The organism is Corynebacterium mastitidis DSM 44356 (assembly GCF_000375365.1).
GTDB classification, from domain to species: domain Bacteria; phylum Actinomycetota; class Actinomycetes; order Mycobacteriales; family Mycobacteriaceae; genus Corynebacterium; species Corynebacterium mastitidis.
On the sequence record NZ_AQXB01000001.1, the window covers coordinates 400,063 to 424,546 of the forward strand.

The following is a 24,484-nucleotide window of genomic DNA, read 5'->3' on the forward strand; positions in this document are numbered from 1 at the left end:
CCCTTCTTGCGGATCCTACGCCTCGTCCGTAGACAGCGCCGCCACGAAGGCCTCCTGCGGCACGTTGACCGAGCCGATGGACTTCATGCGCTTCTTGCCTTCCTTCTGCTTCTCCAACAGCTTGCGCTTACGCGAGATGTCTCCGCCGTAGCACTTGGAGAGGACGTCCTTGCGCAGGGCCTTGATGTTCTCGCGGGAGATGATCTTGGCGCCGATGGCCGCCTGCACGGGCACCTCGAACTGCTGGCGGGGGATGATCTCCTTGAGCTTCTTGGTCATCTTGTTGCCGTACCACTGGGCGTTGTCCCGGTGCACGATGGCGCTAAAAGCGTCCACGGGATCGCCCTGGAGCAGGATGTCCACCTTGACCAGGTCCGCCTCCTGTTCCCCGGCGTCCTCGTAGTTGAGGGAGGCGTAGCCCTTGGTGCGGGACTTAAGCATGTCGAAGAAGTCGAAGATGATCTCGCCCAGGGGCATCACGTAGCGCAGCTCCACGCGGTCCTCGGAGAGGTAGTCCATGTTCTTCATCTGCCCGCGTCGGGCCTGGCACAGCTCCATCGTGGGGCCCACGTAGTCGGAGGGCACGATGATGGTCATGTCCACGATGGGCTCGTAGACCTCGCGCAGCTTGCCGCCCGGCCAGTCCGCGGGGTTGTGCACCACGTGCTCCTCGCCGTCCTCGGCCACCACGCGGTAGGTGACCGAGGGCGCGGTGGAGATGAGGTTGAGGTCGAACTCGCGCTCCAGGCGGGCGCGGGTGATCTCCATGTGCAGCAGGCCGAGGAAGCCGCAGCGGAAGCCGAAGCCCAGGGCCACGGACGTCTCCGGCTCGAAGGTCAGGGAGGCGTCGTTGAGCTGCAGCTTGTCCAGGGCGTCGCGCAGCGCGGGGAAGTCCTCCTGGGAGATGGGGAACAGCCCGGAGTAGACCATCGGGGCGGGGTCCTCGTATCCCTGCAGCGGCTCCTCCGCGCCCTTCGACGCCCAGGTGACAGTGTCGCCCACCTTGGTCTCGCGCACGTCCTTCACGCCGGTAATCAGGTAGCCCACCTCTCCGGGGCCGAGCCCCTGGCACTTCTTCGGCGTGGGGGAGACGATGCCGATCTCCAAGAGCTCGTGCAGCGCGCCGGTGGACATCATGCGGACCTTCTGGCGCGGGGTGAGCTTGCCGTCCACCATGCGGATGTAGGTGACCACGCCCCGGTAGGTGTCGTAGACGGAGTCGAAGATCATGGCGCGGGCCGGGGCGTCGGCGGGGTGCTCGGTGGCCGGGGGCGGCACCATCTCGCACACGCGATCCAGCAGGGCCTCCACGCCCTCGCCGGTCTTGCCGGACACGCGCAGCACGTCGTCCGGCTCGCAGCCGATGATGTTGGCGATCTCCAGGGCGTACTTCTCCGGGTCCGCGGCGGGCAGGTCGATCTTGTTGAGGACCGGGATGATCTCCAGGTCCTTCTCCATCGCCAGGTAGAGGTTGGCCAGGGTCTGCGCCTCGATTCCCTGGGCGGCGTCCACGAGCAGGATCGCGCCCTCGCAGGCGGCGAGCGCGCGGGAGACCTCGTAGGTGAAGTCCACGTGGCCGGGGGTGTCGATCATCTGGAGCACGATCTCCTGGCCCTGGGCCGCCCCCGAGCGCGGCACCCACGGCAGGCGCACGTTCTGGGCCTTGATGGTGATGCCGCGCTCGCGCTCGATGTCCATGTTGTCCAGGTACTGATCGCGCATGTCGCGCTCCTCCACCACCTTGGACAACTGCAGAATACGGTCCGCCAGCGTGGACTTGCCGTGATCGATGTGGGCGATGATGCAGAAGTTACGGATGCGATCCAGGTCCGTAAAGGTGGCTTCTGCGAAGTTTGCTGGCGTGCTGGCCATGAACGTGGAGACCCCTTCCGTCGAACTAACCCCTGACACTCTACCCAACGAGGCGGTATATTCTAAGCCATGTAACAGAGGTGACGGGTGAGGCAATAGCCCGTGCGACGCGCCCCGCCCCCCACCCACGCACCCATCCCCGGGACTGATGCACATGAGCAAATCCGCCACGGCACGAGAGCTTGCCACCCTGGTCAAAAAGATCCTGCCCGGAAGCAAGGTGCCGCCCCTGCAGGCCGGGCTCGACCGGATCAACTCCCGGCTGGGCCTGTGCGACGCCCCCTCCCCCGCCGCACGGTGCCTGCCCAGCACCATCCACGTGACCGCCACCGCCGCCAAGGCCCGCAGCATCTACTACGCCCCGGACATGGACGGCCAGCCCGAGCCCGGCGAGGTGGTGTGGGTGTGGGCCCCCTCCGACGGCCCGGACCGCCCCCTGCGCGACCGCGCCGTGCTGGTGATCAGCCACGGGCGCGACACCGTGCTGGGCCTGCTCATCTCCCCCAACCCGCGCCACGCCAACGAGAAGGAATGGCTCGACATCGGCTCCGGGGAATGGGACGAGAAGGGCCGCCAGTGTTGGGTGCGCCTGGACCGCGTGCTGGAGATCCCGCACCTGGGCATCCGGCGCCAGGGGGTGCTGTTCCCCCGCCGCCGCTTCGACCGCATCGCCAGCAAGCTGCGCAACCGCTACGGGTGGACGTAATTCCTCTCCTGGCACGAGCGGCGATCGGGGCGGCGGAGCGCCTTTGTCTCGGCGCGCTCCCCCTGCTAAAATCTCTCGGGTTGTCCTTTACGGGTTGTACCGAACACGGCGGGCAGGACCTTGGGTTCGCCAGAGTCGGCACCAACGGCGACGCCACGGGATGCCTACGCAGGCCCCGCGTCGCCCCGGCAGACACCAGGTAGAGGACGCGCGATACGTCCTAAAGCAGTTTTCAGACATCAAGAGGGAACCTTTTATGGCTAACATCAAGTCCAAGAAGAAGCGCATCATCACCAACGAGAAGAGCCGCCAGCGCAACCAGGCCGTGCGCTCCCGCGTGCGCACCGAGATCCGCAAGTTCCGCGAGGCCGTGGCCGAGGGCGACAAGACCGCCGCCGAGGCCCAGCTCCGCGTGGCCTCCCGCGTGCTGGACAAGTCCGTGTCCAAGGGCGTGCTGCACCGCAACAACGCCGCCAATAAGAAGTCCGGCATGGCGCACCTGTTCAACAAGATGAGCTAATCCAGCCTCATCGTACAAAAGCCCCCGGTGGAAAGCCGGGGGCTTTTGCGTTGTGCGGTTTGCCTTCCCGTCGTGCGGCCAGGGCGGTCGGGCGCGGCGTCGGCAGCGCGCGGACGCATTCCCGGAGGTCTTAGGCCAGGACCTCCATCGCTCCCCTGACCACGAGCACCGCGCCGAAGATCAGGAAGAGCGCCCCGGCCCCGAGGTCGATGAACGGCCCCGCCCGCAGCGCCCGGCGCTGCACCGCGCGGGTGGAAAGCGCCGTGGCCACCACCAGAAAGTACGCCAGGGAACTCAGCCACAGGCAGGCGATGATCGCCAGCGCCGAGCCCCAGGACGGATCGGCGGGCATGACCGGGGCGATGATCGAGGTCAAAAAGAGCACGATCTTCGGGTTGGAGAGGTTGGTCAGCACGCCCTGGCGGGCGCACTGCGCGGAGGTGGCCCGCGTCGCGGCGGGCACGTCCGCCGCGCCGTAACGGCGCAGCCGCCACCCCACGCGCGCCATCGCCGCGCCCATGTACGCCAGGTACGCCCCGCCCACGAGCTGCACCGCCCCCACGAGCACCGGGTAGCGTCCCAACACCGCGGCGGCCCCCAGCACCGTGAGCGCCATCCACCACAGCACGCCCACGTGGATGCCCGCCACCGTGGCGTAGGCGTGGCGGCGAGAACGAGTGGCGGCGCGCATGACCAGGATCGTGTCCGGGCCTGGCGCCGCCACCCCCACGAGGTTGAGGACGGTCAGGGAAAGAAGCGCCCGGGGCGTCATCGCAGGCGGTCCACGAGGTCCTCCCGGCCAAACATGCGGGCCGTGTCCACGGCGGTGGGCTGCCCTCGGTGGGGGTCGGCGTGCGCCGCGAGGAGCGCCTCCACCACGGCGTCCTCCTTCTTAAAGATCGCCCCGGCCAGCGGGGACTGGCCGCGATCGTTGAGCCTATTCACGTCCGCCCCGCGCTCGATGAGCGCGCCGACCAGGTCGGCGTGCCCCGCGTATGCGGCGAGCATGAGAAAGCTGTTGCCCTCCTGGTTCACCATGTCCACGGCCACCCCGTGATCGACGTACTCCACCAGCCGCTCGTCGCCGCTGCGGGCCATGTCAAAGAGCCGGGTGGCTAGTTCCTGCACGTCCTGGGGAATATCCGGAGAAGTCATGGTGAGTAGTCTAACCAGCCAGCCGCGCCACGCGCTGGACGGCGGACTCGATGGCAAAGAGCGGGTCCCCGCCCTGCCCCTTCACGGTGGCGTCCAGGTCCGCCATGAGGATCACGGCGCGGCTCACGGAATCGCTCGACCACCTCCGGGCCACCTTGGAGGTCTTTTCGATCACGAAGGGGTGCGCGCCGAGCTGCCCGGCCAGGCGGCGCGAGTCCACGCGCCCGGAGGTGGAATACAGCCGCGCGATCATGCCTACCTTGGAACTCAGCGCGGCGGCGATCACCACGGGGCTCATCCCCAACTGCAGGGCCCGGCGGGTGGCGGCCACCGCCCGCGCGGTCTGCCCGGTGACGGCCCAGTCCGCGATGTCGAAGGCCGAGACCTCCGCCACCCCGGAGTAGTAGGCGCGCACGGTGGCCACGGTGATGTCCCCCTGCGCGTCGGCCACAAGCTGCGCCACCGCGGAGGCCAGCTCGCGCAGGTCCGAACCCACCCCCTCCAGCAGCGCGTGCACCACGTCCGGGGTGATGCGCACCCCGTGGGAGCGGAACTCCTGGGTCACCCATCCCGGCAGCTCCCGCTGCTTGACCTCGTCCGCGCGGTGCGCGGTGGCCAGCTTTTCCAGCTTGGGCACCAGCGCCTTGGTCCGCCCGCCGCCGGAGTGTTCCACGATGAGGTAGATCCCCGGCCCCGGATCGCGGGCGGCCTGCACCAGCAGCTCCGCCGGTTCCTTGCCCGCCACCTCCGTGTTCTTGATGACCACCACGCGGTCGTCCCCAAACAGCGAGGGAGAGAGCACCTCCAAGACCTCGGAGGCCGTAAGTTCCCCGGCGTTCATGGGGGTGACCGTGACCTCGGGGCGGCCGTCCTTGATCTGCTCGATGATGGCGCGGCGCTGGCGTTCCACGAGGAAGGCCTCCGTGCCAACGATGAGGTGCACCTGGGAATCCATGTGCTCTATCGTGCCACAGGCGGCCCCAGCCCCAGGCGGAAGCAGAGGCTGCGCACCGCCGCCGGTGGCGCCCCGCGTTCGAACGAACCCACACAGTGCTAAAACCTGCCGTCGGCCGCGCGCTGGGTGCCGTCGTTGCGCAGGCTCACCGGGCCATCGCGCGCGGGAAAGAGCACGGGAACCCCGGCGGCGGTTTGGCTGGGGTACTGCGCCGGGCGGCCCGAGGGGTCCCGGACCACGATCGCCTGCGCGCCCGGGGGCACCCGCAGCGCCTCCTCCTCCGTGTCCACCACCGCCACCCGCAGCCGGGACAGGTCCGCCTCCGGGGCGGCCCGCGAGGACCAGGCGGCCGTAAGGAGCGCTCCCGCCAGCGCGCCCATGAGGAGAAGAAAGCGACGTCCGCGCAGCGCCAGGGCGAGGTAAAGCAGCCAGGCGTAGCCCAGGATCACCCACTCGGGCCGAGCCTCCACCGTGGCATAGGGCAGGGAGGAGGCGTACCGGGCCACCCGGTGTATCCACCAGGTGCAGGGCTCCATGAGGTGCAGCGGTATGCCCTGCCCGGGAAGCCGCAGGCAGCCCCACGCCACGGCCACCAGTCCGAGCACGGTAACCGGGGCCACCGCCGCCCCCACGGCCACGTTCGCGCAGACGGACACCAGGGAGACCCGTCCGCTCATCGCCGCCACCAGCGGCGCCGTGGCGAGGTCCGCCGCCGCTGCCACCGCCACGGCGCGCGCCACCACATCCGGCAGGCGGGTGCGCGCGCACAGCCGATAGAAGATCCGATAGCAGGCGACGATGCCCGCCGTGGCCCCCACCGAGAGGGCAAAGCCCCACCGGCAGGCGAGGTCGGAATCGTAGAGCACCAGCGCGATCACGGAGACGCTCAGCGCGTGCAGCGGAGGAAAGGTGGCGGACCGCGCCACGGCCGCCAGCCCCACCAGGCCCGTGACGGTGGCGCGCAGCACGGAGGGCTCCGGGCCGACGAGGAGGAAGAACAGCGCCACCAGCGCTCCCGCCGAGGCCACCTGCACGCGCGGTCCCAGCCCGCACAGGCGACACAGCAGGAAGGCACAGGTGGCCACGATGGTGACGTTGGCCCCGCTGACGGCGGAGAGGTGGGAAAGGCCGCTGGCGAGGTAGGCGGCGCGCTCATCCTGCGCCTGCAGCGAGGTATCGCCCAGCACCATGCCCGGAGCGATGCCCTGGGAGGAGGCACCCATGTGCCGCACGACCGCCTCGCGGAACTCCTCGTGCACCCGATTGACCCAGGCATGGACCCCGGCGGGTTCCTCGGCCTCCCACCACCGCACGGTGCCCACCCATCTGCCCACCCCGGCGCGCTCGCTGCCCGCCCAGTCCACCGCCGCGCTGAGGGTGCCCCCGCGCGGCAGGGAAGGCTCTTCCTGGCCGCGGATAAAGAGGGGAACCTCCGCCGGGTAGCCCGGAACGCGGACCCGCACCAGCCAGGAACCACCGGGCAGTGACTTCGGCTCGCCGAGCACCGTGGCCCGCAGGAGTCCCGGCAGCGCGCGCCGCCCCTCGGTCACCCTCTCTGCCGCCACCGCGAGGGAGGCCGCGCCGCACGATCCCGTGACAAGTGCCTGGCCCCAGGAGCCCAGCAGCAGGCACACGGCGGCGACCACCCCGACGAGGCACGCCCCCAGCGGCGCGTGCCCGTGGATCGCCGCGAGGGCGACCGCCCAGGTCAGCGCCGCCGCCGGGACCAGGCGCAGCTCGCTCACGGGACCACCCGGTCCTTGAGCGCGGCGAACTTGGCCGGGCCGATCCCCCGCACCTCCTGGAGCTGATCGACCTCGCTAAAGCCCCCGTGGGCCTCCCGATAGTCCACGATGGCCCGCGCGGTCACCTCCCCCACCCCATCGAGTTCCATGAGTTCCTGCGCGCTCGCGGAGTTGAGGGAGACCTTTCCGGCGCCTCCCCCACCTCCCGCGCCTCCGCCCGGTGCGGGGGCGCCCACCGCGCCGGGTGCCTGGACCACGTCCTCGCCCGGGCCGGGGACGTGGATCTGTTCGCCATCGCTGAGCAGCCGGGCCAGGTTGAGCGCGAGGGTGTTGGCGTCCCCGTGGGGCACCGCCGCGTCCAGGGCGTCGGCCACCCGCGAGCCCGGCGGCAGGCGGATCAGGCCGGGGCGCTCCACCCGCCCCACCACCGAGACCACGATCTCCCGCTCCCCCGACGGCTCCGAGGCGGTGGTCTCCTCCGTAAGCGGCGCGGGCACCGCGGTGACGAGACCCTCCGCAGAGATAGCGGCGGTGGGTTCCACTGAGGGGCGCGGCCAGGCCAACCACAGCGCCACCGCCGCCAGCAGCACCGCCGCGCACGCGGCCCCCTGCCTGGGCGTGATCTGCCAGCGCGGGCGCGGGTAGCGCACCCGCATCAGGTCCTCCTCCCCGGTGGGACGCAGGAGGTCCTTGAGCCTTTCGTGTACCTGCATACGGGGCAGGCTAGGCGGGTCCTTTCGGCCCGCGCAGCCGCGCGCGGCGGGGGCTGTGGATAACGCGCGTTACCCACAAGAGGGCCGCTGCCGCGCTCGCCTCTGCACCCCCACGGCGCTATAGTTTGAGATCACGCACATAAGACAGCTCCGACGTGTGGCTATAAGTTTTCCCTTATAAAAGATCCCTTCGCGGTATGGTGGTGAGAATGATCCAGTATGAGGCCGTCACCAAGGCGTATCCGGGCGGAACCACGGCGGTCTCGGAGTTCTCCCTCACCGTGCCGCAGGGCACCATCACCGCACTGGTCGGCTCCTCCGGCTCCGGCAAGACCACCCTGCTGCGCATGGTCAACAGGATGGTGGAGCCCAGCGGCGGGCGGGTGCTCGTGGGCGGAACGGACGTGCGCGAGGTCGATCCCGTGGCGCTGCGCCGCTCCATCGGGTACGTGCTCCAACACGGCGGGTTGCTTCCGCACCGCACGGTGGCCGATAACGTGGCCACCGTGCCCGTCCTCCAGGGAACCCCGCGCAAGGCCGCCCGGCTGCGCGCCGCGGAACTGCTCGAACGAGTGGGGCTCGATCCCCGCCTGGGAACCCGCTATCCGGCCCACCTCTCCGGGGGCCAGCAGCAGCGAGTGGGCGTGGCCCGCGCGCTGGCGGCGGACCCGGATGTGCTCCTCATGGACGAGCCCTTCGGGGCCGTGGACCCCATCGTCCGCAGGGAGCTGCAGGCGGAGCTGCTGCGCCTGCAGGAGGACCTGGGCAAGACCATCCTCTTTGTCACCCACGACGTGGACGAGGCCTTCCGCCTCGGGGACGAGGTGGTGGTGCTCCGGGAGGGCGGGGTGATCGCCCAGCGCGGCACGCCCGCCGAGATCCTTGCCGCCCCCGCGGATGGCTTCGTTCGGGACTTCGTAGGCTCCGATCGCCAGGATCGCCGCCTCACGGTGCGCACGGTGGGAGATCGCGCGGTGGCGGTGGATGCGTACGGCGCGCCGGTGGGGGTGATCCGCCCGTGACCTGGCTGAGATTCAACTGGCAGTACGCCCTCGACCTCGCCGGGCAACACCTTCTTTTGTGCCTGCCCGCCATCGTCATCAGCGCGCTCATCGCCACGCCCCTGGGCTGGTACGCGTGGTCGCAACCCCGCTGGGGGCGCCCCCTCGTCCTCGCCGCCACGCTGCTGTATGCCATCCCCGCCCTCCCGCTGCTCATCGTGATTCCCCTGCTCATCGGCACGCCGCTGCGCTCTCCGGCCACGATGATCGCCGCGTTGAGCGTGTACGGCGTGGCCCTGCTCGCGGGCACGGCGCGGGACGCCTTCGCCTCGGTGGACCCACGGGTCCGCGAGGCCGCCGTGGCGCTGGGCCACACCCCGCGCAGCGCCCTGTGGAGGGTGGAGCTTCCGCTGGCGCTGCCGGTGCTCCTTTCCGGGCTGCGCGTGGTCGTGGTCTCCACCATCGGGCTGGTCACCATGGGGGCGCTGGTCGGCGTTCCCAGCCTCGGCACCCTGCTCACGGACGGCTTCCAGCGCGGGATCGCCGCCGAGGTGGCCGTCGGAATGCTCGCCACGGTGATCCTCGCCCTGCTCTTGGACTCCCTCGTGCTCGCCGCCTCGCGGCTCCTGCTGCCCTGGCGCCGCGCCGTCTCGAAGGCAACCGCATGAACTTTCTCCTCGACGCCCTAACCTGGCTTGCGGACCCGGCCCAGTGGAACGCCGCCTCGGGGATTCCCGCCCGACTGACCCAGCACGTCGCGCTCACCGTGGCCGCCGTGGCCCTCGCCTGCGCAGCGGCGCTGCCGCTGGGCATGGCGCTCGGGCACACGGGGCGCTGGGCGGGGCTGGTGGGCGCGATCACCGGGGCGGCGCGCGCCATTCCCACGCTCGGGCTCATCACGGTCTTTGGCCTGGCCCTGGGCATCGGCTACGCCGCTCCCCTCTGGGCGCTCGTGGTGCTGGCCGTCCCCTCGATTCTCGCCGGCGCCTACTCCGGCGTCCAGGCGATCGACCGGGACGTCCTGGCCGCCTCGCGCGCCCTCGGCATGAGCACGAGGCAGCTCGTCCTCCGAGTGGAGCTACCCCTCGCGTTGCCCCTCATCATCGGGGGCCTGCGCGCGGCCACCCTGCAGGTGGTGTCCACGGCGACCCTGGCGGCCTACGTCTCGGACTACGGCCTGGGGCGCTACCTGTTTACGGGGTTAAAAACCCGGGACTACACGCAGATGCTCGGCGGGGCGCTCCTGGTCATCGCAGTGGCGCTGCTCTTCGAGGCCCTGCTCGCCGCCGCGCAGCGCCTGGCCCGCACCCGCCTTGCCGACCCCGCCTCCCGCACCAAGTAAAAAGGACCCAGCAGCCATGCCCGCGCACCCACCGCTCCTCTCCCGCCGCGCCTTCCTCGGGGTCGGCGCCCTGGCCGCCGCAGCGCTCGGCGGCTGCGCCACCGCCGATCCCCTGCGCAGCGGCGGGGGCGCGGGCAGCATCGTTGTGGGCAGCCAGGACTACTACTCCAACGAGATCATCGCGGAGGTCTACGCGCAGGCCCTGGAACGGGGCGGCTACCGGGTGGACCGGCAGTTCCGCATCGGGCAGCGGGAGGCCTACCTGCCCGAGATCGAGGCCGGGGGCATCGACCTCTTCCCCGAATACACCGGCCCCCTCCTGCAATACTGGCGGCCCGATACCGAGGCGCGGCGCGCGGAGGACGTCTACCGGGCGCTGCGGGAGGCCGTGCCCGAGGGGCTGCGCGTGCTGGATCAGGCGGCCGCCACCGATCAAAACTCCTACAACGTCACCCGGGACTTCGCCCGCAGGTGGGGCCTGAGCACCATCGGGGACCTGGCCACGGTCACCGAGCCGATCACGCTGGGCAGCAACTCCGAGAACTACGGCCGCCCCGACGGCCCCCGGGGGCTGGAGAGCCGCTACGGAGTCTCCGTGCGCTTTACCCCCATCGAGGACGGCGGCGGACCGCTGACGGTGCAGGCGCTGGAGAGCGATGACATCCAGCTCGCGGTGCTCTACACCGCCGACCCCGCCATCGGACGGCACCACCTGGTGCCCCTCGAGGACCCCGACGGTTTCTTCCTCGCCTCGCACGTGGTCCCGCTGGCCAGCCCGGCCATTGACGCCCCGGCGGCGGAGGCCATCAACCGGATCAGCGCCGCCCTGGGGCCGGAAGACCTGGTGGAGCTGAATCGACGCAGCGTGGAGGAGCAGCGGCCCGCCGCCTCCATCGCCGCCGACTGGCTGGAGCGGCGCTGAGCCACCGGCTAGATCTTCCCGCGCACCACCGACACCGCGATGGAGCCCGGCCCGGCGTGCACCGCGAGCGCCTCGGAGAGCGGGTAGGTGCGCACACGCGATCCCTGCGGCAGGGCCTCCTCGAGCAGCGCGGCGAGCTTCCTCGAGGCCTCGCGGGCCTCGTGCTCCTGGAGGTACACGCTCACCGGCTCCCCCGCCGAGGCCTCGGAGGCGAGCTGCGCCAGGCGCTCGAAGGCCTTGGACTGGGTGCGGGTCTTGACCGCCAGCTCCACCCGCCCCTCGCGCAGCCGCATGATCGGCTTGCTGGCCAGGGCCGTGGAGATCATCACCGTTCCGGCGGAGACCCGCCCGGAGCGGCACAGCTCGTCGAGGCGGTGCACGTAGAGGAAGGTGGCGGAGGAGTCGAGAACCCCCACGGCCGCCTCGTAGCAGGCCGCGAGATCCCCGCCCGCCCGCGACGTGCGCGCGGCGGCCACGGCGGCGCTGCCCAGGGCCATGCCCACGGCCCCTGTGTCCACCACGCGCACGGTGTCGTGGAAGATCGCGGCGGCCTCCACGGCCGCGGACCAGGTGGAGGAGAGTTCCTTGGGCACGTGCAGGGCCACCACGCCGTCGTCCCCGCCGCGCTCGAGCTGGCGGGCGTAGCAGGCGCACAGTTCCAGCGCGCCCAGCCCGGCGGTGCCGCCGCCGGTGAGGTGCATGTCCACCACCGCGATCCCGTGCCGCTCGGCAACCTCGGGCGGCAGGCTCGCCAAGGAATCCACCACCACGCGCACCGCCATCTACGCCCCCATGTTCCAGGCGTCGAGGTACCACTGCGCCCGCGCAACCGTGCGCGGATCAAAGCGCGGGGCCGTGCCGGGGTCGAGGGCGTCCGTGCTGCCGGGGCTGAAATGCGGGCGCGCCGTGAGCTGCGCCCAGTGGGCGTTGTTCAACCCGGAGAGCAGCGGATACTGGTGATCGCCCAGCCCCAGCAGATTGCCGGTGAGCGCGGAGATCGTGCCGCCGTGGGCCACCAGGAGCACCGCGGCGTCGTCCCAGCCCTCGTAGCCCGCCATGAGTTCCTCCACCACCGGGCGCGCCCTGCGGGCCACCTCGAGGCGGGATTCCCCTCCGGGCGGCGCCCAGGAGGCGTTGTGGCGCCACACCGCCCGGGAGCCGGGGTGCGCGCCGTCCACCTCCTGGTGGGTCTTGCCCTGCCACTGGCCCAGGTGCGTCTCGCGCAGGCGGGCGTCGGTAGTAACCCCCAGGCCCAGGTGGTCCCCGATGATCCGGGCGGTGTTCGCGGCGCGCTCCAGGTCGGAGGCCACGATGCGGGCTATCCCGCGCCCCTCCAGGAGGCGGGCGGCCTCCCGCGCCTGGCGCACCCCCTCCTCGGACAGCGACGTATCGAGCTGGCCCTGCATGCGCCGGGTGGCGTTGTACACCGTCTGCCCGTGGCGGGCCATGATGAGGCGTCGCGTCATGGCCGGGTCAGGCGTCGTCCTCGTCGGGGGCCGGGGCCGCCAGCGGGATCTCCTCCAGGGACTGCACCTGGCGCAGGTCCACCTCCTCGGACCACTCGCCGGGGCGCTGCGGGGTCTCGATGCCCTCGATCTCCACGAGGGGGCAGTCGCGGTACAGGCGGTCCAGGCCGTAGAACTCGCGCTCCTGCTCGCGCTGGACGTGCACCACCAGGGAGCCGTAGTCCAGCAGCACCCAGCGGTTCTCGCGGTTGCCCTCGCGGCGCAGCGGCTCCATCTTGTTGCTGGTCAGGGCGTCCTCGATCTCCTCGACGATGGAGCGCACCTGGCGCTCGTTATCGGCGGAGGCGATCACAAAGACGTCGCTGATGGCCATGACGTCGGAGACGTCGATGACCGCGATGTTGCTGGCCTGCTTCTCGTCGGCGGCCAGGGCCGCGATGCCGGCCAGGCGGCGGGATTGTTCAGATACAGTCACGCAAATCCTTCATTGCTCGTGGGCTGCTCGTCATGAGCGACGCATACTGGCCCTATCATTCCATAACTTGCAGGTCACAGGCCAACGCCGGGACGAGCCGGGGACTATCCGAGAACTAGGCGGCACCGGGGTCCGGGGCCCGACCCGCCACGGGATCGGTGACCTCCTCGGGCCCCGCGCCGGAGTACAGCCGCCGCTTGGCGATGTACTGCACCACGCCCTCGGGCACGAGGTACCACAGGGGGCGGCCGTCGCGGCGGCGTCGGCGGCAATCCGTGGAGGAGATCGCCATCGCGGGCACCTGCACCAGGGACACCCGCTCCCGGTGCACCTCGGGGATGACCTCCTCGTGCAGCTCGTAGCCCGGCCGGGTCACCCCAATGAAGTGCGCGAGCGCGAACATGTCCTCCCAGTCCCGCCACGTCACGATGCTGCGCATCGCGTCCGCCCCGGTGATGAAGAACAGTTCCGCCTCGGGGAACTGGCGGCGGACGTCGTGCAGGGTGTCGATCGTGTAGGTCGCGCCCCCGCGCTCGATGTCCACGCGGCTCACGGAGAAGCGCTCGTTGGAGGCCGTGGCGATCACCGTCATGAGGTAGCGATCCTCGGCGTCGGAGACCTCCCGGCCCGCCTTCTGCCAGGGCTGGCCGGTGGGCACGAAGATCACCGTGTCCAGCGCAAAGCGGTGCGCCACCTCGCTGGCGGCCACCAGGTGCCCGTTGTGGATGGGGTCAAAGGTGCCGCCCATGATGCCGATGCGGGCGGGCGCGGGCCGGGAGGTGCTCATGGGTGGCCATTCTACGGGTCGCGGGGGGCGCCCGCCGCGTGACGACGCCCCACCCCGCCTCCCCCATCGAGGGGCCGCGCCGCGCCTATCCCAGGGAGCCCAGGCGCGCGACGTCGCTCACGAGGGGCAGGGCCGCGTCCTCCACCGGGGAGTCGATGACCTCCATCGCGGACGGCGTGACCTTGAGGTACACCTGGTGGAAGCGCTCGCCGTCGAGGTATCCCTCGAGAAACGCCGCCAGGGCGGGATCGGCGGCGGCCTGCGCGCGGGTCTCCTCCGGCACCTCGAGGGCCGCCATGTAGTTGCGCGGCACGCCCTCCGCCAGGCCCGCCGGGCGCGAGCCGAACTCCCCCTCCCCCGGAAGCATGCGCATGGACAGCGGCGTGCCCAGTCGGCCATCCACGGTGTGCAGCACCAGGCGGTAGTCGCGCTCGCCCACGCGCAGCGTCACGTCCCGCTTGGGCGAGGCGTAGGCGAACTCCCCCACCTCCAGGCGCACCCCGGGGCGCAGCTCGCCCGCGTATCCGAAGGGCGAGGGCTCCGCGAGGGTTTCGGCGCTGCGATCCTGCGGGGAGTTCTCCAGCTCCGTTCCCGCCGGGGGCTGGCCGGTGGGCACGAACTCCCACCGCTCGCCCAGCAGCTCCTTGCGCCAGAACCCGGTCTCTCCCCGCTCGTTCCAGCCCTCCACCCGCAGCTCGCGGTTGTTCGAGCCCGGAGCGGTGGAGTGGAGGGAGATGCGGTCGGTGATCCGGCCCAGGATCTTGGGCTGGTGGTGCCAGTCGTCCGCGGGCAGGCCGATGGGGGCCGTGGACTCGTCCAGGCGGTGCTGGGCGGCGCCCTCGGCGGCGGGGCGGGAGTCCTCTCCCCAGCCGTAGCGGAACTGCGCGGGGTCGGAGCCGTTGATGTCAAAGTCCGAGAGCCGGGTGTACATGTCCCCGTACTTGTTGGTGATGAACATCATGGACCCGGAGGCGGAGATCGCCCGCGCCTGAAAGCGCGAGTTCCACGGCGTGCCCATCTCGTAGGAATAGTCCCGCGCCAGCCAGGGGTCGAGGGAATAGATGCGCGAGCCGTCCTCGCTCAACGCCACCACCTGCGTGACCTTGGCCAGGGATACGGGCTGCTGCTTGCCGTCCGGGGTGTCATACACCCGGTCCGTGTGGGTGCCGATCAGGCTCAGCGCCCAGGCGCCGGGCCGCGTGGTGGGCGATTGCAGCCCCTTGCCCAGCCACACCGGGCCGCCCCACGCCCTGATCCAGCCCCAGCGGTCCGGGCTGGACTGCAGGTTGGACAGGGTGTACATCCAGCCGTCGGCGTCGAGAGCCACCAGGGCGTCGTCGTTGAGCGAGATCCCCGCGATCTGCCCGCGCAGGCACTCCGGCGTGGGCAGGTCGCGCCACTGGGTCTCTCCCACGCGGCGCACCACCAGGCTCCCCTCGCGCAGCGCCACCTCCACCTGCTCGTTGAAGCCCTGGGTGTTATCGCGCAGGTCCACCCGGCGCGGCAGGGACTCCTGGTTGGGGCTCACCGGCAGGTCCTCGTACCCCCGAGCCCCGTAGTCCGGCGGGACGAGGCCCAGCGGGAACTGGCCGTTGCCCTTGAGCAGGTCACCCAGGTAGGGCACGCATTCCTTGGGCCCGGGGGAGGACGGGATCGCCGGCTGCGGGGAGTCCGCGGGAACGGCCGTGGCGGCGGGGGCCGCGGGGGTCAGCCACGCCCCCGCGAGCGCGCTCGCCGTAAGGAGCGCGCAGGCCGCCGCCGCGCGTGCGCGCCGCGCCCTGGGCAGCGGCCCGGCGGGGTTTGCGGGACCCGTATGGTTCCCGGGGATCGGGGAAATGCTACCCGAGGTGTGGCCCATGATCGTTACTGTCCTCTCCTTATTGTTCTTTTACGTTGTACAGCTGGAAAGCGTTCCGGGCGGCCCGCCTATCCCTCCGCCGCGCCCCCGCGCGCCTCGTCCACCCATCGGGCGAAGGCATCCGCCATCGCGTTCTCCGCGTCGCTGGCCGAGGCGGGGTCGGCGGCGGCCCCGAGGAAGTACAGCGCGTGGGTGCCGCCGCCACCGGAGAGCGCCTTCGAGGCGGACTCCCATCCGGCGTCGCACACAAAGTCATCCCGCAGGCAGTAGTTCAGGCGGTGGTCCTCGTCCACGGCCGCCAGGGTGCGCGAGTTCAGCGGGGACAGGCCCAGCAGGCCCACGCCGTTCTTGGGGTCGCCCACCAGGGAGGGATCGCCCCAGGCCAGCATGGGATTGCCGATGTAGAGGGTGCCCGCGAGCCGCCCGCCCAGGGACTCCTGCATGTCCCGCTCCCTCGCGGAGAGCAGCGCCGCGCCCTGGGAGTAACCAAAGAACACGTACTGGGGCTGGCAACCGGTCTCCGCCTCGTGCTCGCCCACCACGTCGTCCACGCTCAGGGTCCCGCGCACCACGGACTCGAGGAAGCCACGCGCCGCGTTCCCGGCGATCTCGTGCGCCGGGGTCTCGCGCAGCAGGGCGCCGATGCGCCGCATGGTCTCCAGCGGGGTCATCTCCTCCCCCACCTCCGCGATGCGCGGCACGTGCAGGGAGGCCGGGTACACGGAGGCGTCCAGCGGCAGCACCTCCACGTCGCTCATCAGGGACCCACCCGTGCGCTCCCGGTAGCGCTGCTCGGAGAACCGCAGGAAGGCCCGGATGTTCTCCTCCTCGTAGCCGTTGGACACCCACGGGGCCTCCGGGGAGTAGCGGGTGGGCTCCAGGTTCTCGTTCTGCTCGGAGCCGCGCGCGGCGATCACCGTGACCGCCGGGCAGCGCGGGGCCGAGCGCTCGGGCTCCTCCGCCCGGGCCGGGGCGTGGCCGCCCACGCTTATCGACGCCGCCAGGGCGACGGTGAGGGCGGACAAAGAGACGAGACGGCGCGCAAGCGTCATGGGGGCTCCTACCCGAGAGATACTGGTGCGTTTTCAAAAACCTGGCCCTCATAATACCCAGGAAGAAACACACGAGTACGCACATCCGAAGCGGAACACGCGCTTGCTCGGCGCTGCGCGCAACGTCCTCTTTGCCCCGCCACCGCCCGCCTTATACTCGGATTATGAGAATCCCCCTCCGCACCGTCGCGGCGCTCGCGGCCGCCCTCGGGCTGCTCACCGCCTGCTCCCACTCCTCCGATTCCGCCCCTGGCGACCACGAGGCCCAGGCCCAGGACCTCGCCGGGCGCGTGGTGGTCCTCACCACCGGCGGCACCATCGCCAGCACCGCCGACGAGACGGGAGCCCTGGTGCCCACCGTCTCCGGCGCACAGCTCATCGACTCCGTGCGCGACCGCCTCGGCCCCGACCTCGACGTCCAGGTGCGCGAGATCGCCCAACTGGACTCCTCCGCCATGACCTTCCGGGACACGGACACCATCCTGCGCTCCATCCACGAGGCGCTGCGCGACCCGGAGGTCAGCGGCGTGGTGGTCACCCACGGCACCGACTCCATGGAGGAGACCGCCGTGGCCGCCGATGCCTTCCGCCCCGACACCCGGCCCATCGTGCTCACCGGCGCGATGAAGCCCGCCGACGATCCCCGCCCCGACGGCCCCGATAACCTCGCCCAGGCGATCCGGCTGGCGGCTAACAAGGAGACCGAGCCCGGGGCGCACATCGCCTTCGGCGGCGCCACCTACCCGGCGCGCGCCACGTACAAGTCCCACACCACCGACGTGGACGGCTTCGCCCGCAACACCCCCGAGTCCTCCTCCCATCCCGCCCCACTGCCGCTGACCCCGCTGGAGTCCACGCACGTGGAGATCGTGGCGGCCTACCCCGGCGCGCCCCGCGCGCTCATCGACTCCGCCGTGGAACGCGGCGCGCAGGGCCTGGTGATCCAGGGCATGGGCGCGGGCAACGTGGGCGGGGAACTCGCCGCCGCGATGACCGACGCCCTAGCGCGGGGCGTGGCCGTGGTGATGAGCACCCGCGTACCGGAGGGCAGCGTGGAGGCCGCCTACGGGGGCGCGGGCGGCGGGGCCACCCTGCAGTCCCAGGGCGTGATCAGCTCCGGGTACCTGCGGCCCGCCCAGGCCCGCGTGCTGCTCGCGGCGGCCCTGGCCACCGGCACGGACCCGGCGGTGCTGTTCTCCTAGGGGCGCACCTGGCCGTTGCCCTCGAGGATCCACTTGGTGCTGGTGAGCTCCGGCAGCGCCATGGGTCCGCGGGCGTGGAGCTTCTGGGTGGAGATGCCGATCTCCGCGCCCATGCCGTACACCTCGCCGTCGGTAAAGGCGGTGGAGGCGTTGACCATCACGGCGGCGGCGTCCACCTCCTGCGCAAAGCGCTGCGCGGTGGCGTAGTTCTGGGTGGCAATGGCCTCGGTGTGCCCGGAGGACCAGCGCGCGATGTGGGCGATCGCGCCCGCCACGCCGTCCACCACGGCGGCCGCGATGTCCATGCTCAGGTACTCCTCTCCCCAGTCCTCGTCGGTGGCGGGAACCACGCCGTCGATCTGCTCGGGGTCGCCGTGGAGGGTCACCCCGGCGTCGCGGAAGGCGTCCAGGATGCGGCGCTGGGCCTCGGGGGCCAGGGCGGCGTCGATCAGCACCGTCTCGGTGGCGTTGCACACCGAGGGGCGGCGAGTCTTGCCGTTGAGCGCCATCTCGATCGCGGAGTCCAGGTCGGCCTCCGCGTCGATGTAGAAGTGGCAGTTGCCGGTGCCCGTCTCGATGGTGGGCACCGTGGCCCCGGTGACCACGGCGTCGATCAGGCGGGCGGAGCCGCGCGGGATCACCACGTCCACCAGCCCCCGGGCGGTGATGAGGTCCTGCACGGAGTCGTGGCTCTCGCAGGGCAGAAGCTGCACGGCCTCGCGGGGCAGGCCGTGGGCCACCGCCACCTCCTGCAGGATCTCCACCAGGGCGGCGTTGGAGTGGCGGGCGGACTTCGAGCCGCGCAGCAGCGCCACGTTGCCGGACTTGAGCGCCAGGCCAAAGGCGTCCACGGTGACGTTGGGGCGGGCCTCATACACCATGCCCATCACGCCCAGCGGCACGCGCACCTGGCGCATCCTGATGCCGTTGGGCATCACGCTGCCGCGCAGCACCTCCCCCACCGGGTCGGGCAGGCCCGCCACCTGGCGCAGGCCCCCCGCGATGCCCGCGATCCGATCCCCATCCAGGCGCAGGCGATCCAGCAGGGAATCCCCCATGCCCGCCTCACGCCCGGCGCGCACGTCGCGCTCGTTGGCCTGGATGACGCGCTCGGCCCCCTCCTCGACCGCCCGCGCGGCGGCCAGCAGGACCTCGTTCTTCTGCGCGGAGGTCAGCCCGGCGATCTTCGGGGCGGCCTCCTTGGCCGCCCGTGCCTTGGCGAGGACCTCTGCGCGCTCTGACTCACGAGTATTGGGTTCCATGCCACGCGAGTGTACCGAAGCCCCGGGCTACTCCTCGGCGCGGCGAGCCTCCCCGCCCGGATCGGCGCCGCCCCGCTCCGGCCGCCCCGGCCGCGCCACCGGGGTATCGTCCTCGCGCGGCGTGAGGCGACCGCCCTCGCTCCTCCAGCGCTGCCGGGTGCGACGCGCCTTGCGGGCCCGGCGCAGCGAGACGACGCCCACCACCAGGCCCACGAGTATGGGAAACCAGATCTTCTCGTGCTCCACGATCACCTTGACCCAGTCCGGCACCGTGATGGACGGCCAGGGAATGTCCGGCCACGGTATCCGGGGCAGGGAAATATCGGGCCAGGGGATGGACACCGAGGGCAAGGAGACGTCCGGCCAGGGAATGCTGGGCAGCGAGTAGTCCGGGAGCAGGCTCAGCAGCCACTCGATGATCTTGCCTATCAGCGGCCCGATTACCAGCACCGCCACGGCCCACCCCGCCTTGCCCATGCCGCCCACCAGGGGATACACCAGGCGCTTCCACGAGGACTTCTCCATCGCCCGGTAATACTTCTCCGCCCTGGAACCGGCCGGGGGAATGATGTCCACGGTGCCGCCGTCGGCGTCCTCCACGTAGGCGGCCTTGAGCCAGCGGTCGAAGAACCCCGTCTCTATCCGCAGCCGGGGCCGCGAGGGGGCGAGCAGGATGGTGGTGTACTCCTCGTCCTTGGGGGCTTTCCCGGTGACCAGGGAGATCTTCTTCTCGTTCATGCTCTTCAGGCGGGCCACCACCACGCCCTCGCGGCGCACCACGATGCCGGGGAACATCGCGTCAACCTTCTCCTTCAGCTCCGCCTCGGAGCCGTCCCCGTCCCCGGAATCCTCCTCATCGTCCGAGTCCTTCGCGGCGGGGAACCCCGGGTCCACCTCCCGCAGTTGTTGCTCCGACCCCACGTACACTCGAATCTCCCCCAGCTCCGGGTGGTCGAGGCTCCACTCCTCCGGGCCCTGGGCGGGTTCCTCGCTGTTCTCGACGCTCTCCGGGCTGCTCATGCGGGCAGGGTAACACAGCCCACAGGAGGGCGCCGGGTGGAGTCGTTGTGGGGCGAGGGGCGCAGAGGCCTCAGTACCCCGCCTCCGGGTCGAACTCCGTCTCCATGCGCTCCCCCGCCTCGTACCGCTCGGCGTTGCGCACCGCCAGCGCCCCCAGGCGCTCCTTCATGATGGGGATCGTGTTCGTGGTGTGCGGGGTGATCAGGCAGTTGTCCAGCCCCCACAGCGGGTGGTCGTCCGGCAGCGGCTCCGGCTCCATGACGTCCAGGCCCGCCCCGGCGATGCTTCCCTTACGCAGGGCGGCCACGAGGTCGTCGGTGACCACCAGTCCGCCGCGCCCGGCGTTGACGAGGAAGGCGGTGGGCCTCATGCGCTCCAGCACGGCGGCGTCGATCATGCCGTGGGTCTGCTCGGTGAGCGGCGCGAGGAGCGCCACGAAGTCCGCGCGGCCCCACTGGGAGGGGTCGGCGCGCAGGTCGTCGATGGGGAGCGTCTCGTGTGCCCCGGGCACGGGGCGCCCGGACCTGTTCACCGCGATCACGCGGCACCCGAAGGGCTCCAGCATCTCGATGAGGCGCGCGCCGATGCCCCCGGCCCCCACGATCATCACGGTCTTGTCCGCGTAGAGGAACTGGGATTCTTACTGCATCGTCTTCGCGGCGCTCCACGAGGCACGCGCGGTGACCAGCTTGTACATGTGCGCCGCCCCGAGCATGAGGCCCAGGGTTCCCTCCGCCACGGAGTCGGCGTAGAGCCCCGCCGCGTTCGCCCACCGCACCCGGGGGCTCAGCAGCCCGGCCTCGCGCAGGCCGTCCACACCGGCCATGGCCGTCTGCACGTAGCGCACCGTGGGCGGCAGGTCCGGGAAATCCTCGGGCCCGCCGTTGAACACCAGGCACTCCGCGCGGTCGAGGTCGGTGTGCTCGTGCCCGGCGCCCGTCAGGGCCTCCACGACCGCCTCCCAGGGCCTGGGCAGCATGGTAAATTTCATGGCTTCCTCCTCTTCCGCTTCTAACCGCGCGCCGCGAAGTAGGAGAGGTAGTCTGTGTGCACCACGGCCCTGCGCTGCTCCTCCGCCAGCTCCGAGGTCTTTTTCCCGATCATCCCCTGCAGGCTAGACGCGGGGTAGCCCACCTCGCCGCGCCCCACGATCTCGTCGGACTCGTCCACGATGTCCACGATCTGCCCGGCGTCGAAGTCCCCCAGCACCTCGGTGATGCCCACCGGCAGCAGGGAGGTGCCGCCGGAGCGCACGGCCTGGGCCGCCCCGGCGTCGATACGCAGCTTGCCCGCGGTGTCCGCCGCGTAGAGCGCCCAGAACTTCCACGCGGAGAGCCGGTTGTCCTTGGGGTGAAAGACCGTGCCCACCTGGGCGGTGTCCAGTGCCTGGCTTATCGACGCCGTGGAGGCCATCAGCACCGGGACCCCGCCCCGGGAGGCCAGGCGCGCGGCGGAGAGCTTGGAGGCCATGCCCCCGGTGCCCACGGAGCCGCCGTCTCCCGCGTCGATCCCCTCCAGGTCTGCGGCGCTGCGCACCTCCGGGATGAACCGCGCCCCCGGCTCCGCGGGGTTGCGGTCGTACAGGCCGTCCACGTCCGAGAGCAGGATCAGCGCGTCCGCCCACACGAGGTGGGCCACCAGGGCGGAGAGGCGGTCGTTGTCCCCGAAGTGAAACTCCGAGGTGGCCACGGTGTCGTTCTCATTGATGATCGGCACGGTGCCCATCTGCCGCAGGCGGTCGATGGTGCGCTGGGCGTTGCGGGCGCGGTCGCGCACCCCGATGTCCCCCGCGGTGAGCAGCACCTGGGCCACCGTCCGGCCGTAGCGGGCAAAGGACTTCCCCCACTCGTGGGCCAGCTCCACCTGCCCCACGGCGGCGGCGGCCTGCTTGGTGGCCAGGTCGGTGGGGCGCTGCTTGAGGCCCAGCGGCCCCATGCCCGCCGCCACGGCACCGGAGGACACCACGATCACGTCCGTGTCCCGCCCCATGCGGGCGGTGAGAGCATCCACGATCTCGTCCAACCGGGACGTGTCCACGGTGTGGGCCTCATTGGTGAGGGACGAAGACCCAATCTTGACTACGATGCGCTTGGCGTTAGCAAGATATTGTCTCATGGGCACCCCATGGTACACGCCCGCGCCACGGTGTCACCGCGCCCCGGGGAAGGCACCAACGCTGCGCTAACCCTGCCAGCGCTCGCGCTCCGAGGGGCCCTCGTCCTCGTAATGGTATTCATCGATGAGGCCACGACGCGCCTGCGAGGCGCGCTTGCGCTCCGCGGCGGAGGCGCGGTGCGAGCGGTCCAGGCGCGGGTCGGTGCCGCGCGCCGTCATCACCATCTCGTCTCCCGCCGTGGTCAGCGGCTCCCACTCGAAGCTGACCTCACCGATGGTCACGGTCGCGCCCTCGTGCGCCCCGGCCTTGTACAGGGCGTCCTCCACCCCGGCGCGGGCCAGGCGGTCCGCCAGATAGCCCACGGCCTCGTCGTTTTCAAAGTCCGTCTGGGCGATCCAGCGCTGCGGCTTGCGGCCCAGCACGATGAACGCGCCCGGCTCCTCCGGGTCCGCCACGACCTCAAAGTCCTTGGTGCCCTTGCCCGCTCGGCCGCGCGCGTCCACCGCCTGGGGCCGGATGATCGCCTCCTGCTTCTTCTCCTTGGGGCGGGCCTTGCGGTCCGCCTCCACGATCTCCAGCAGCGCGTACTTCAGGGGGTCCAGGCCGCGCCGGGCCACCGCCGAGATGATGAACACGAGCCAGCCGAAGCGCTCCTCCAGCTCGGGCTTGACGAACTCCGCCAGCTCCTCCGCCTCGGGGACGTCCGCCTTGTTGAGCACCACGATGCGCGGGCGCTGGCGCAGATCGCCCAGGCCGGTATCCTGATCCAGCGCGGACTGGTAGGCGGCCAGCTCCTCCTCCAGCGCCTCGATGTCGGACACCGGATCGCGGCCCGACTCCAACGTGGCGGCGTCCACCACGTGCACCAGCACGGCGGTGCGCTCGATGTGGCGCAAAAAGTCCAACCCCAGGCCCTTGCCCTGGCTGGCGCCGGGGATCAGACCGGGAACGTCCGCCATGGTGAAGGTCTGATTGCCCACGTTAACCACGCCGAGGTTGGGTTGCAGCGTGGTAAAGGGGTAGTCACCGATCTTGGGGCGCGCCGCGGACAGCACGGAGATCAGCGAGGACTTGCCCGCCGAGGGAAAGCCCACCAGCCCCACGTCCGCCACGGACTTCAGCTCCAGGATGAGGTCGCGCTCCTCCCCCGGCTCCCCCTTCAGAGCAAAGCCGGGGGCCTTGCGGTTGCGGCTGGCCAGGGCCGCGTTGCCCAGGCCGCCGTAGCCGCCGGTGGCGGCGATGAAACGCGAGCCCGGCGCGGTGAGGTCCGCCAGGGCCTCGCCGTCCTCGTCCAGCACCACGGTGCCCACCGGGACCTCCAGCACCAGGTCCTCGCCGCGCGCGCCGTTGCGGTGATCCCCCGCCCCGTTGGCCCCGCGCTTGGCCTTCAGGTGGGGGTGGAAGTGAAAGTCGAGGAGGGTGTGTACCTGCGTGGAGACCTCCAGCACGATGTCCCCGCCGTGGCCGCCGTTGCCGCCGTCCGGGCCGCCCAGCGGCTTGAACTTCTCCCGGTGCACCGAGGCGGCACCGTGGCCGCCGTCGCCTGCGGAGCAGTGCAGGACCACACGGTCAATAAAGCGAGCCATAAGAATCGGTACCCCTTGGTATAGTGCGCAAACTAAAGCACTCCGATGCTACCACCCCGCGCCGCGGGCCCCTCGCCCCTCCTGTCAGGATGCTTGCGCCCCGTAACGCGGCGGTACTGTTCTCTGGCAATCCCACGCCGACCCTTGTCCCGCCTCCCCTGCGGCCCCTAGCGTGGGACACGCACTGAACGCTTCAACTTCCGAAGGGACATGAGAACTTATGAAGAAGACGACGCGACTCTTTGCCTCCGCCACTGCGGCGGCCGCCCTGAGCACCGGCGCCCTGGCCACCACCGCCTTGGCCGCGGAGGACGCCGCGACCGCTGAGAAGACGAACACCGCCGCGACCGCCACCACGGCGGACACGACCCCGAAGAAGGCCTCCCCCGCCTCCGAACAGGAGCAGGCCGAGCTGACCGGCAAGCGCCTGGACAACGCCAAGAAGGGCGTGGACACCGCCAAGGGCATCACCGACACCCTCGGCGGGCTGAAGGATCTGACCCTGGGCAACGCGGATGCCGAGGAGGACGAGACCGCCGAGGCCTAAGCACTCACCCGCCGCAACCCCGCCTGGTGCTCACTACCCGAAGCCCCGGGCGGGGTTTTGCTCTGCCCCCTTTCAAGGGGCCGCGCGTCCACGCCCCCATGTCCGTGCTCGTTGCTCGACCGTCAGCCACGGTCTCTCGCTGCACTTGAGCGGCCCGGCGTAGCGGCGACGCGGGCGGGAGG

General features: G+C 71.0%; 24 protein-coding genes and 1 pseudogene. 8 read left to right on the plus strand and 17 right to left on the minus strand.

Translation table 11 applies throughout. The features are described 5' to 3' along the window. Positions 1–15: 15 nt before the first annotated feature. Positions 16–1,872 (minus strand): translation elongation factor 4, encoded by a 1,857-nt coding sequence (gene lepA, locus B140_RS0101895; RefSeq protein WP_018117657.1) that lies wholly within the window; start codon positions 1,870–1,872, stop codon positions 16–18. A gap of 154 nt (positions 1,873–2,026) precedes the next feature. On the opposite strand from lepA, the gene B140_RS0101900 reads away from it, so the two are divergent. Next, on the plus strand, positions 2,027–2,578 hold the full coding sequence (locus tag B140_RS0101900) for a type II toxin-antitoxin system PemK/MazF family toxin (RefSeq protein WP_018117658.1): 552 nt from the start codon (positions 2,027–2,029) through the stop codon (positions 2,576–2,578). Positions 2,579–2,834: 256 nt separating this feature from the next. Beyond that, entirely contained in the window at positions 2,835–3,098 is a 264-nt protein-coding gene (gene rpsT / locus B140_RS0101905) for a 30S ribosomal protein S20 (RefSeq protein ID WP_018117659.1), read from the plus strand. A 130-nt stretch (positions 3,099–3,228) separates the two neighbouring features. Here the strand turns inward: rpsT and B140_RS0101910 are convergent, their stop codons facing one another. The 5 genes from B140_RS0101910 to B140_RS0101930 all read right to left on the minus strand — a co-directional run bounded on the left by B140_RS0101910 (position 3,229) and on the right by B140_RS0101930 (position 7,666). After that, positions 3,229–3,870, minus strand: a complete 642-nt coding sequence (locus B140_RS0101910; RefSeq protein ID WP_018117660.1) for a LysE family transporter — start codon at positions 3,868–3,870, stop codon at positions 3,229–3,231. After that, positions 3,867–4,253 (minus strand): ankyrin repeat domain-containing protein, encoded by a 387-nt coding sequence (locus tag B140_RS0101915; RefSeq protein WP_026165883.1) that lies wholly within the window; start codon positions 4,251–4,253, stop codon positions 3,867–3,869. Before B140_RS0101915 ends, B140_RS0101910 begins: the two co-directional genes overlap by 4 nt. Before the next feature lie 10 nt (positions 4,254–4,263). Then, a complete protein-coding gene (holA, locus tag B140_RS0101920) occupies positions 4,264–5,208 on the minus strand; it encodes a DNA polymerase III subunit delta (RefSeq protein WP_018117662.1) in 945 nt (314 codons plus the stop codon). A 98-nt stretch (positions 5,209–5,306) separates the two neighbouring features. Continuing rightward, positions 5,307–6,953: a ComEC/Rec2 family competence protein gene (locus B140_RS0101925; RefSeq protein WP_018117663.1), complete on the minus strand. Its 1,647-nt coding sequence runs from the start codon at positions 6,951–6,953 to the stop codon at positions 5,307–5,309. Continuing rightward, the gene (locus B140_RS0101930) at positions 6,950–7,666 is read right to left on the minus strand and encodes a ComEA family DNA-binding protein (protein WP_018117664.1); all 717 of its coding nucleotides are present in this window, start codon (positions 7,664–7,666) and stop codon (positions 6,950–6,952) included. Before B140_RS0101930 ends, B140_RS0101925 begins: the two co-directional genes overlap by 4 nt. Before the next feature lie 209 nt (positions 7,667–7,875). Between B140_RS0101930 and B140_RS0101935 the strand changes: the two genes are divergently transcribed. From B140_RS0101935 to B140_RS0101950, 4 genes are read left to right on the plus strand one after another with little or no spacing between them, the layout of a single operon-like run. Further along, on the plus strand, positions 7,876–8,688 hold the full coding sequence (locus B140_RS0101935) for an ABC transporter ATP-binding protein (protein WP_018117665.1): 813 nt from the start codon (positions 7,876–7,878) through the stop codon (positions 8,686–8,688). Beyond that, the gene (locus tag B140_RS0101940; protein ID WP_018117666.1) at positions 8,685–9,335 is read left to right on the plus strand and encodes an ABC transporter permease; all 651 of its coding nucleotides are present in this window, start codon (positions 8,685–8,687) and stop codon (positions 9,333–9,335) included. The genes B140_RS0101935 and B140_RS0101940 overlap by 4 nt, the downstream gene beginning before the upstream one ends. Continuing rightward, complete coding sequence (locus B140_RS0101945) at positions 9,332–10,009, plus strand: ABC transporter permease (RefSeq protein ID WP_018117667.1); 678 nt, start codon at positions 9,332–9,334, stop codon at positions 10,007–10,009. Before B140_RS0101940 ends, B140_RS0101945 begins: the two co-directional genes overlap by 4 nt. A 16-nt stretch (positions 10,010–10,025) precedes the next feature. Further along, positions 10,026–10,931 carry an ABC transporter substrate-binding protein gene (locus B140_RS0101950; RefSeq protein ID WP_018117668.1) on the plus strand — a complete coding sequence of 302 codons (906 nt, stop codon included), beginning with the start codon at positions 10,026–10,028 and terminating at the stop codon, positions 10,929–10,931. 8 nt (positions 10,932–10,939) lie between these two features. On the opposite strand, the gene B140_RS0101955 is transcribed toward B140_RS0101950, so the two are convergent. The 6 genes from B140_RS0101955 to B140_RS0101980 form a co-directional block, all read right to left on the minus strand. Then, positions 10,940–11,713: a DegV family protein gene (locus B140_RS0101955; protein ID WP_018117669.1), complete on the minus strand. Its 774-nt coding sequence runs from the start codon at positions 11,711–11,713 to the stop codon at positions 10,940–10,942. Then, positions 11,714–12,397, minus strand: coding sequence for a histidine phosphatase family protein (locus B140_RS0101960; RefSeq protein WP_018117670.1), 684 nt, complete (start codon positions 12,395–12,397; stop codon positions 11,714–11,716). A 7-nt stretch (positions 12,398–12,404) separates the two neighbouring features. Next, positions 12,405–12,872, minus strand: coding sequence for a ribosome silencing factor (rsfS, locus tag B140_RS0101965; RefSeq protein WP_018117671.1), 468 nt, complete (start codon positions 12,870–12,872; stop codon positions 12,405–12,407). A gap of 115 nt (positions 12,873–12,987) precedes the next feature. Continuing rightward, positions 12,988–13,659, minus strand: coding sequence for a nicotinate-nucleotide adenylyltransferase (gene nadD, locus B140_RS0101970; RefSeq protein WP_018117672.1), 672 nt, complete (start codon positions 13,657–13,659; stop codon positions 12,988–12,990). Between the two features lie 85 nt (positions 13,660–13,744). Next, positions 13,745–15,517, minus strand: coding sequence for a hypothetical protein (locus B140_RS0101975; protein WP_018117673.1), 1,773 nt, complete (start codon positions 15,515–15,517; stop codon positions 13,745–13,747). Positions 15,518–15,585: 68 nt separating this feature from the next. Then, complete coding sequence (locus B140_RS0101980) at positions 15,586–16,569, minus strand: hypothetical protein (protein ID WP_026165885.1); 984 nt, start codon at positions 16,567–16,569, stop codon at positions 15,586–15,588. Positions 16,570–16,733: 164 nt separating this feature from the next. Here B140_RS0101980 and B140_RS0101985 point away from each other — a divergent pair, with 164 nt between their 5' ends. Next, on the plus strand, positions 16,734–17,771 hold the full coding sequence (locus tag B140_RS0101985) for an asparaginase (protein WP_018117675.1): 1,038 nt from the start codon (positions 16,734–16,736) through the stop codon (positions 17,769–17,771). Here the strand turns inward: B140_RS0101985 and B140_RS0101990 are convergent. The 5 genes and pseudogenes from B140_RS0101990 to obgE all read right to left on the minus strand — a co-directional run bounded on the left by B140_RS0101990 (position 17,768) and on the right by obgE (position 23,755). Continuing rightward, entirely contained in the window at positions 17,768–19,033 is a 1,266-nt protein-coding gene (locus B140_RS0101990; RefSeq protein ID WP_018117676.1) for a glutamate-5-semialdehyde dehydrogenase, read from the minus strand. The genes B140_RS0101985 and B140_RS0101990 overlap by 4 nt on opposite strands. 27 nt (positions 19,034–19,060) lie before the next feature. Next, complete coding sequence (locus B140_RS0101995) at positions 19,061–20,053, minus strand: hypothetical protein (RefSeq protein ID WP_018117677.1); 993 nt, start codon at positions 20,051–20,053, stop codon at positions 19,061–19,063. A gap of 70 nt (positions 20,054–20,123) precedes the next feature. Beyond that, a pseudogene (locus B140_RS11640) lies at positions 20,124–21,044 on the minus strand (D-isomer specific 2-hydroxyacid dehydrogenase family protein). 20 nt (positions 21,045–21,064) lie between these two features. Further along, positions 21,065–22,168 carry a glutamate 5-kinase gene (gene proB, locus B140_RS0102005; RefSeq protein WP_026165886.1) on the minus strand — a complete coding sequence of 368 codons (1,104 nt, stop codon included), beginning with the start codon at positions 22,166–22,168 and terminating at the stop codon, positions 21,065–21,067. Positions 22,169–22,234: 66 nt separating this feature from the next. Then, complete coding sequence (gene obgE / locus B140_RS0102010; protein WP_026165887.1) at positions 22,235–23,755, minus strand: GTPase ObgE; 1,521 nt, start codon at positions 23,753–23,755, stop codon at positions 22,235–22,237. Between the two features lie 220 nt (positions 23,756–23,975). On the opposite strand from obgE, the gene B140_RS0102015 reads away from it, so the two are divergent. Next, positions 23,976–24,302 carry a hypothetical protein gene (locus B140_RS0102015; RefSeq protein ID WP_018117682.1) on the plus strand — a complete coding sequence of 109 codons (327 nt, stop codon included), beginning with the start codon at positions 23,976–23,978 and terminating at the stop codon, positions 24,300–24,302. Positions 24,303–24,484 lie beyond the last annotated feature (182 nt).

Excerpts from the sequence above, each read along its gene's own strand:
- lepA (WP_018117657.1), bottom strand. The coding sequence starts at position 1,872 with ATGGCCAGCACGCCAGCAAACTTCGCAGAAGCCACCTTTACGGACCTG.
- B140_RS0101900 (WP_018117658.1), top strand. The coding sequence starts at position 2,027 with ATGAGCAAATCCGCCACGGCACGAGAGCTTGCCACCCTGGTCAAAAAG.
- rpsT (WP_018117659.1), top strand. The coding sequence starts at position 2,835 with ATGGCTAACATCAAGTCCAAGAAGAAGCGCATCATCACCAACGAGAAG.
- B140_RS0101910 (WP_018117660.1), bottom strand. The coding sequence starts at position 3,870 with ATGACGCCCCGGGCGCTTCTTTCCCTGACCGTCCTCAACCTCGTGGGG.
- B140_RS0101915 (WP_026165883.1), bottom strand. The coding sequence starts at position 4,253 with ATGACTTCTCCGGATATTCCCCAGGACGTGCAGGAACTAGCCACCCGG.
- holA (WP_018117662.1), bottom strand. The coding sequence starts at position 5,208 with ATGGATTCCCAGGTGCACCTCATCGTTGGCACGGAGGCCTTCCTCGTG.
- B140_RS0101930 (WP_018117664.1), bottom strand. The coding sequence starts at position 7,666 with ATGCAGGTACACGAAAGGCTCAAGGACCTCCTGCGTCCCACCGGGGAG.
- B140_RS0101935 (WP_018117665.1), top strand. The coding sequence starts at position 7,876 with ATGATCCAGTATGAGGCCGTCACCAAGGCGTATCCGGGCGGAACCACG.
- B140_RS0101945 (WP_018117667.1), top strand. The coding sequence starts at position 9,332 with ATGAACTTTCTCCTCGACGCCCTAACCTGGCTTGCGGACCCGGCCCAG.
- B140_RS0101950 (WP_018117668.1), top strand. The coding sequence starts at position 10,026 with ATGCCCGCGCACCCACCGCTCCTCTCCCGCCGCGCCTTCCTCGGGGTC.
- B140_RS0101955 (WP_018117669.1), bottom strand. The coding sequence starts at position 11,713 with ATGGCGGTGCGCGTGGTGGTGGATTCCTTGGCGAGCCTGCCGCCCGAG.
- B140_RS0101960 (WP_018117670.1), bottom strand. The coding sequence starts at position 12,397 with ATGACGCGACGCCTCATCATGGCCCGCCACGGGCAGACGGTGTACAAC.
- nadD (WP_018117672.1), bottom strand. The coding sequence starts at position 13,659 with ATGAGCACCTCCCGGCCCGCGCCCGCCCGCATCGGCATCATGGGCGGC.
- B140_RS0101975 (WP_018117673.1), bottom strand. The coding sequence starts at position 15,517 with ATGGGCCACACCTCGGGTAGCATTTCCCCGATCCCCGGGAACCATACG.
- B140_RS0101980 (WP_026165885.1), bottom strand. The coding sequence starts at position 16,569 with ATGACGCTTGCGCGCCGTCTCGTCTCTTTGTCCGCCCTCACCGTCGCC.
- B140_RS0101985 (WP_018117675.1), top strand. The coding sequence starts at position 16,734 with ATGAGAATCCCCCTCCGCACCGTCGCGGCGCTCGCGGCCGCCCTCGGG.
- B140_RS0101990 (WP_018117676.1), bottom strand. The coding sequence starts at position 19,033 with ATGGAACCCAATACTCGTGAGTCAGAGCGCGCAGAGGTCCTCGCCAAG.
- B140_RS0101995 (WP_018117677.1), bottom strand. The coding sequence starts at position 20,053 with ATGAGCAGCCCGGAGAGCGTCGAGAACAGCGAGGAACCCGCCCAGGGC.
- proB (WP_026165886.1), bottom strand. The coding sequence starts at position 22,168 with ATGAGACAATATCTTGCTAACGCCAAGCGCATCGTAGTCAAGATTGGG.
- obgE (WP_026165887.1), bottom strand. The coding sequence starts at position 23,755 with ATGGCTCGCTTTATTGACCGTGTGGTCCTGCACTGCTCCGCAGGCGAC.
- B140_RS0102015 (WP_018117682.1), top strand. The coding sequence starts at position 23,976 with ATGAAGAAGACGACGCGACTCTTTGCCTCCGCCACTGCGGCGGCCGCC.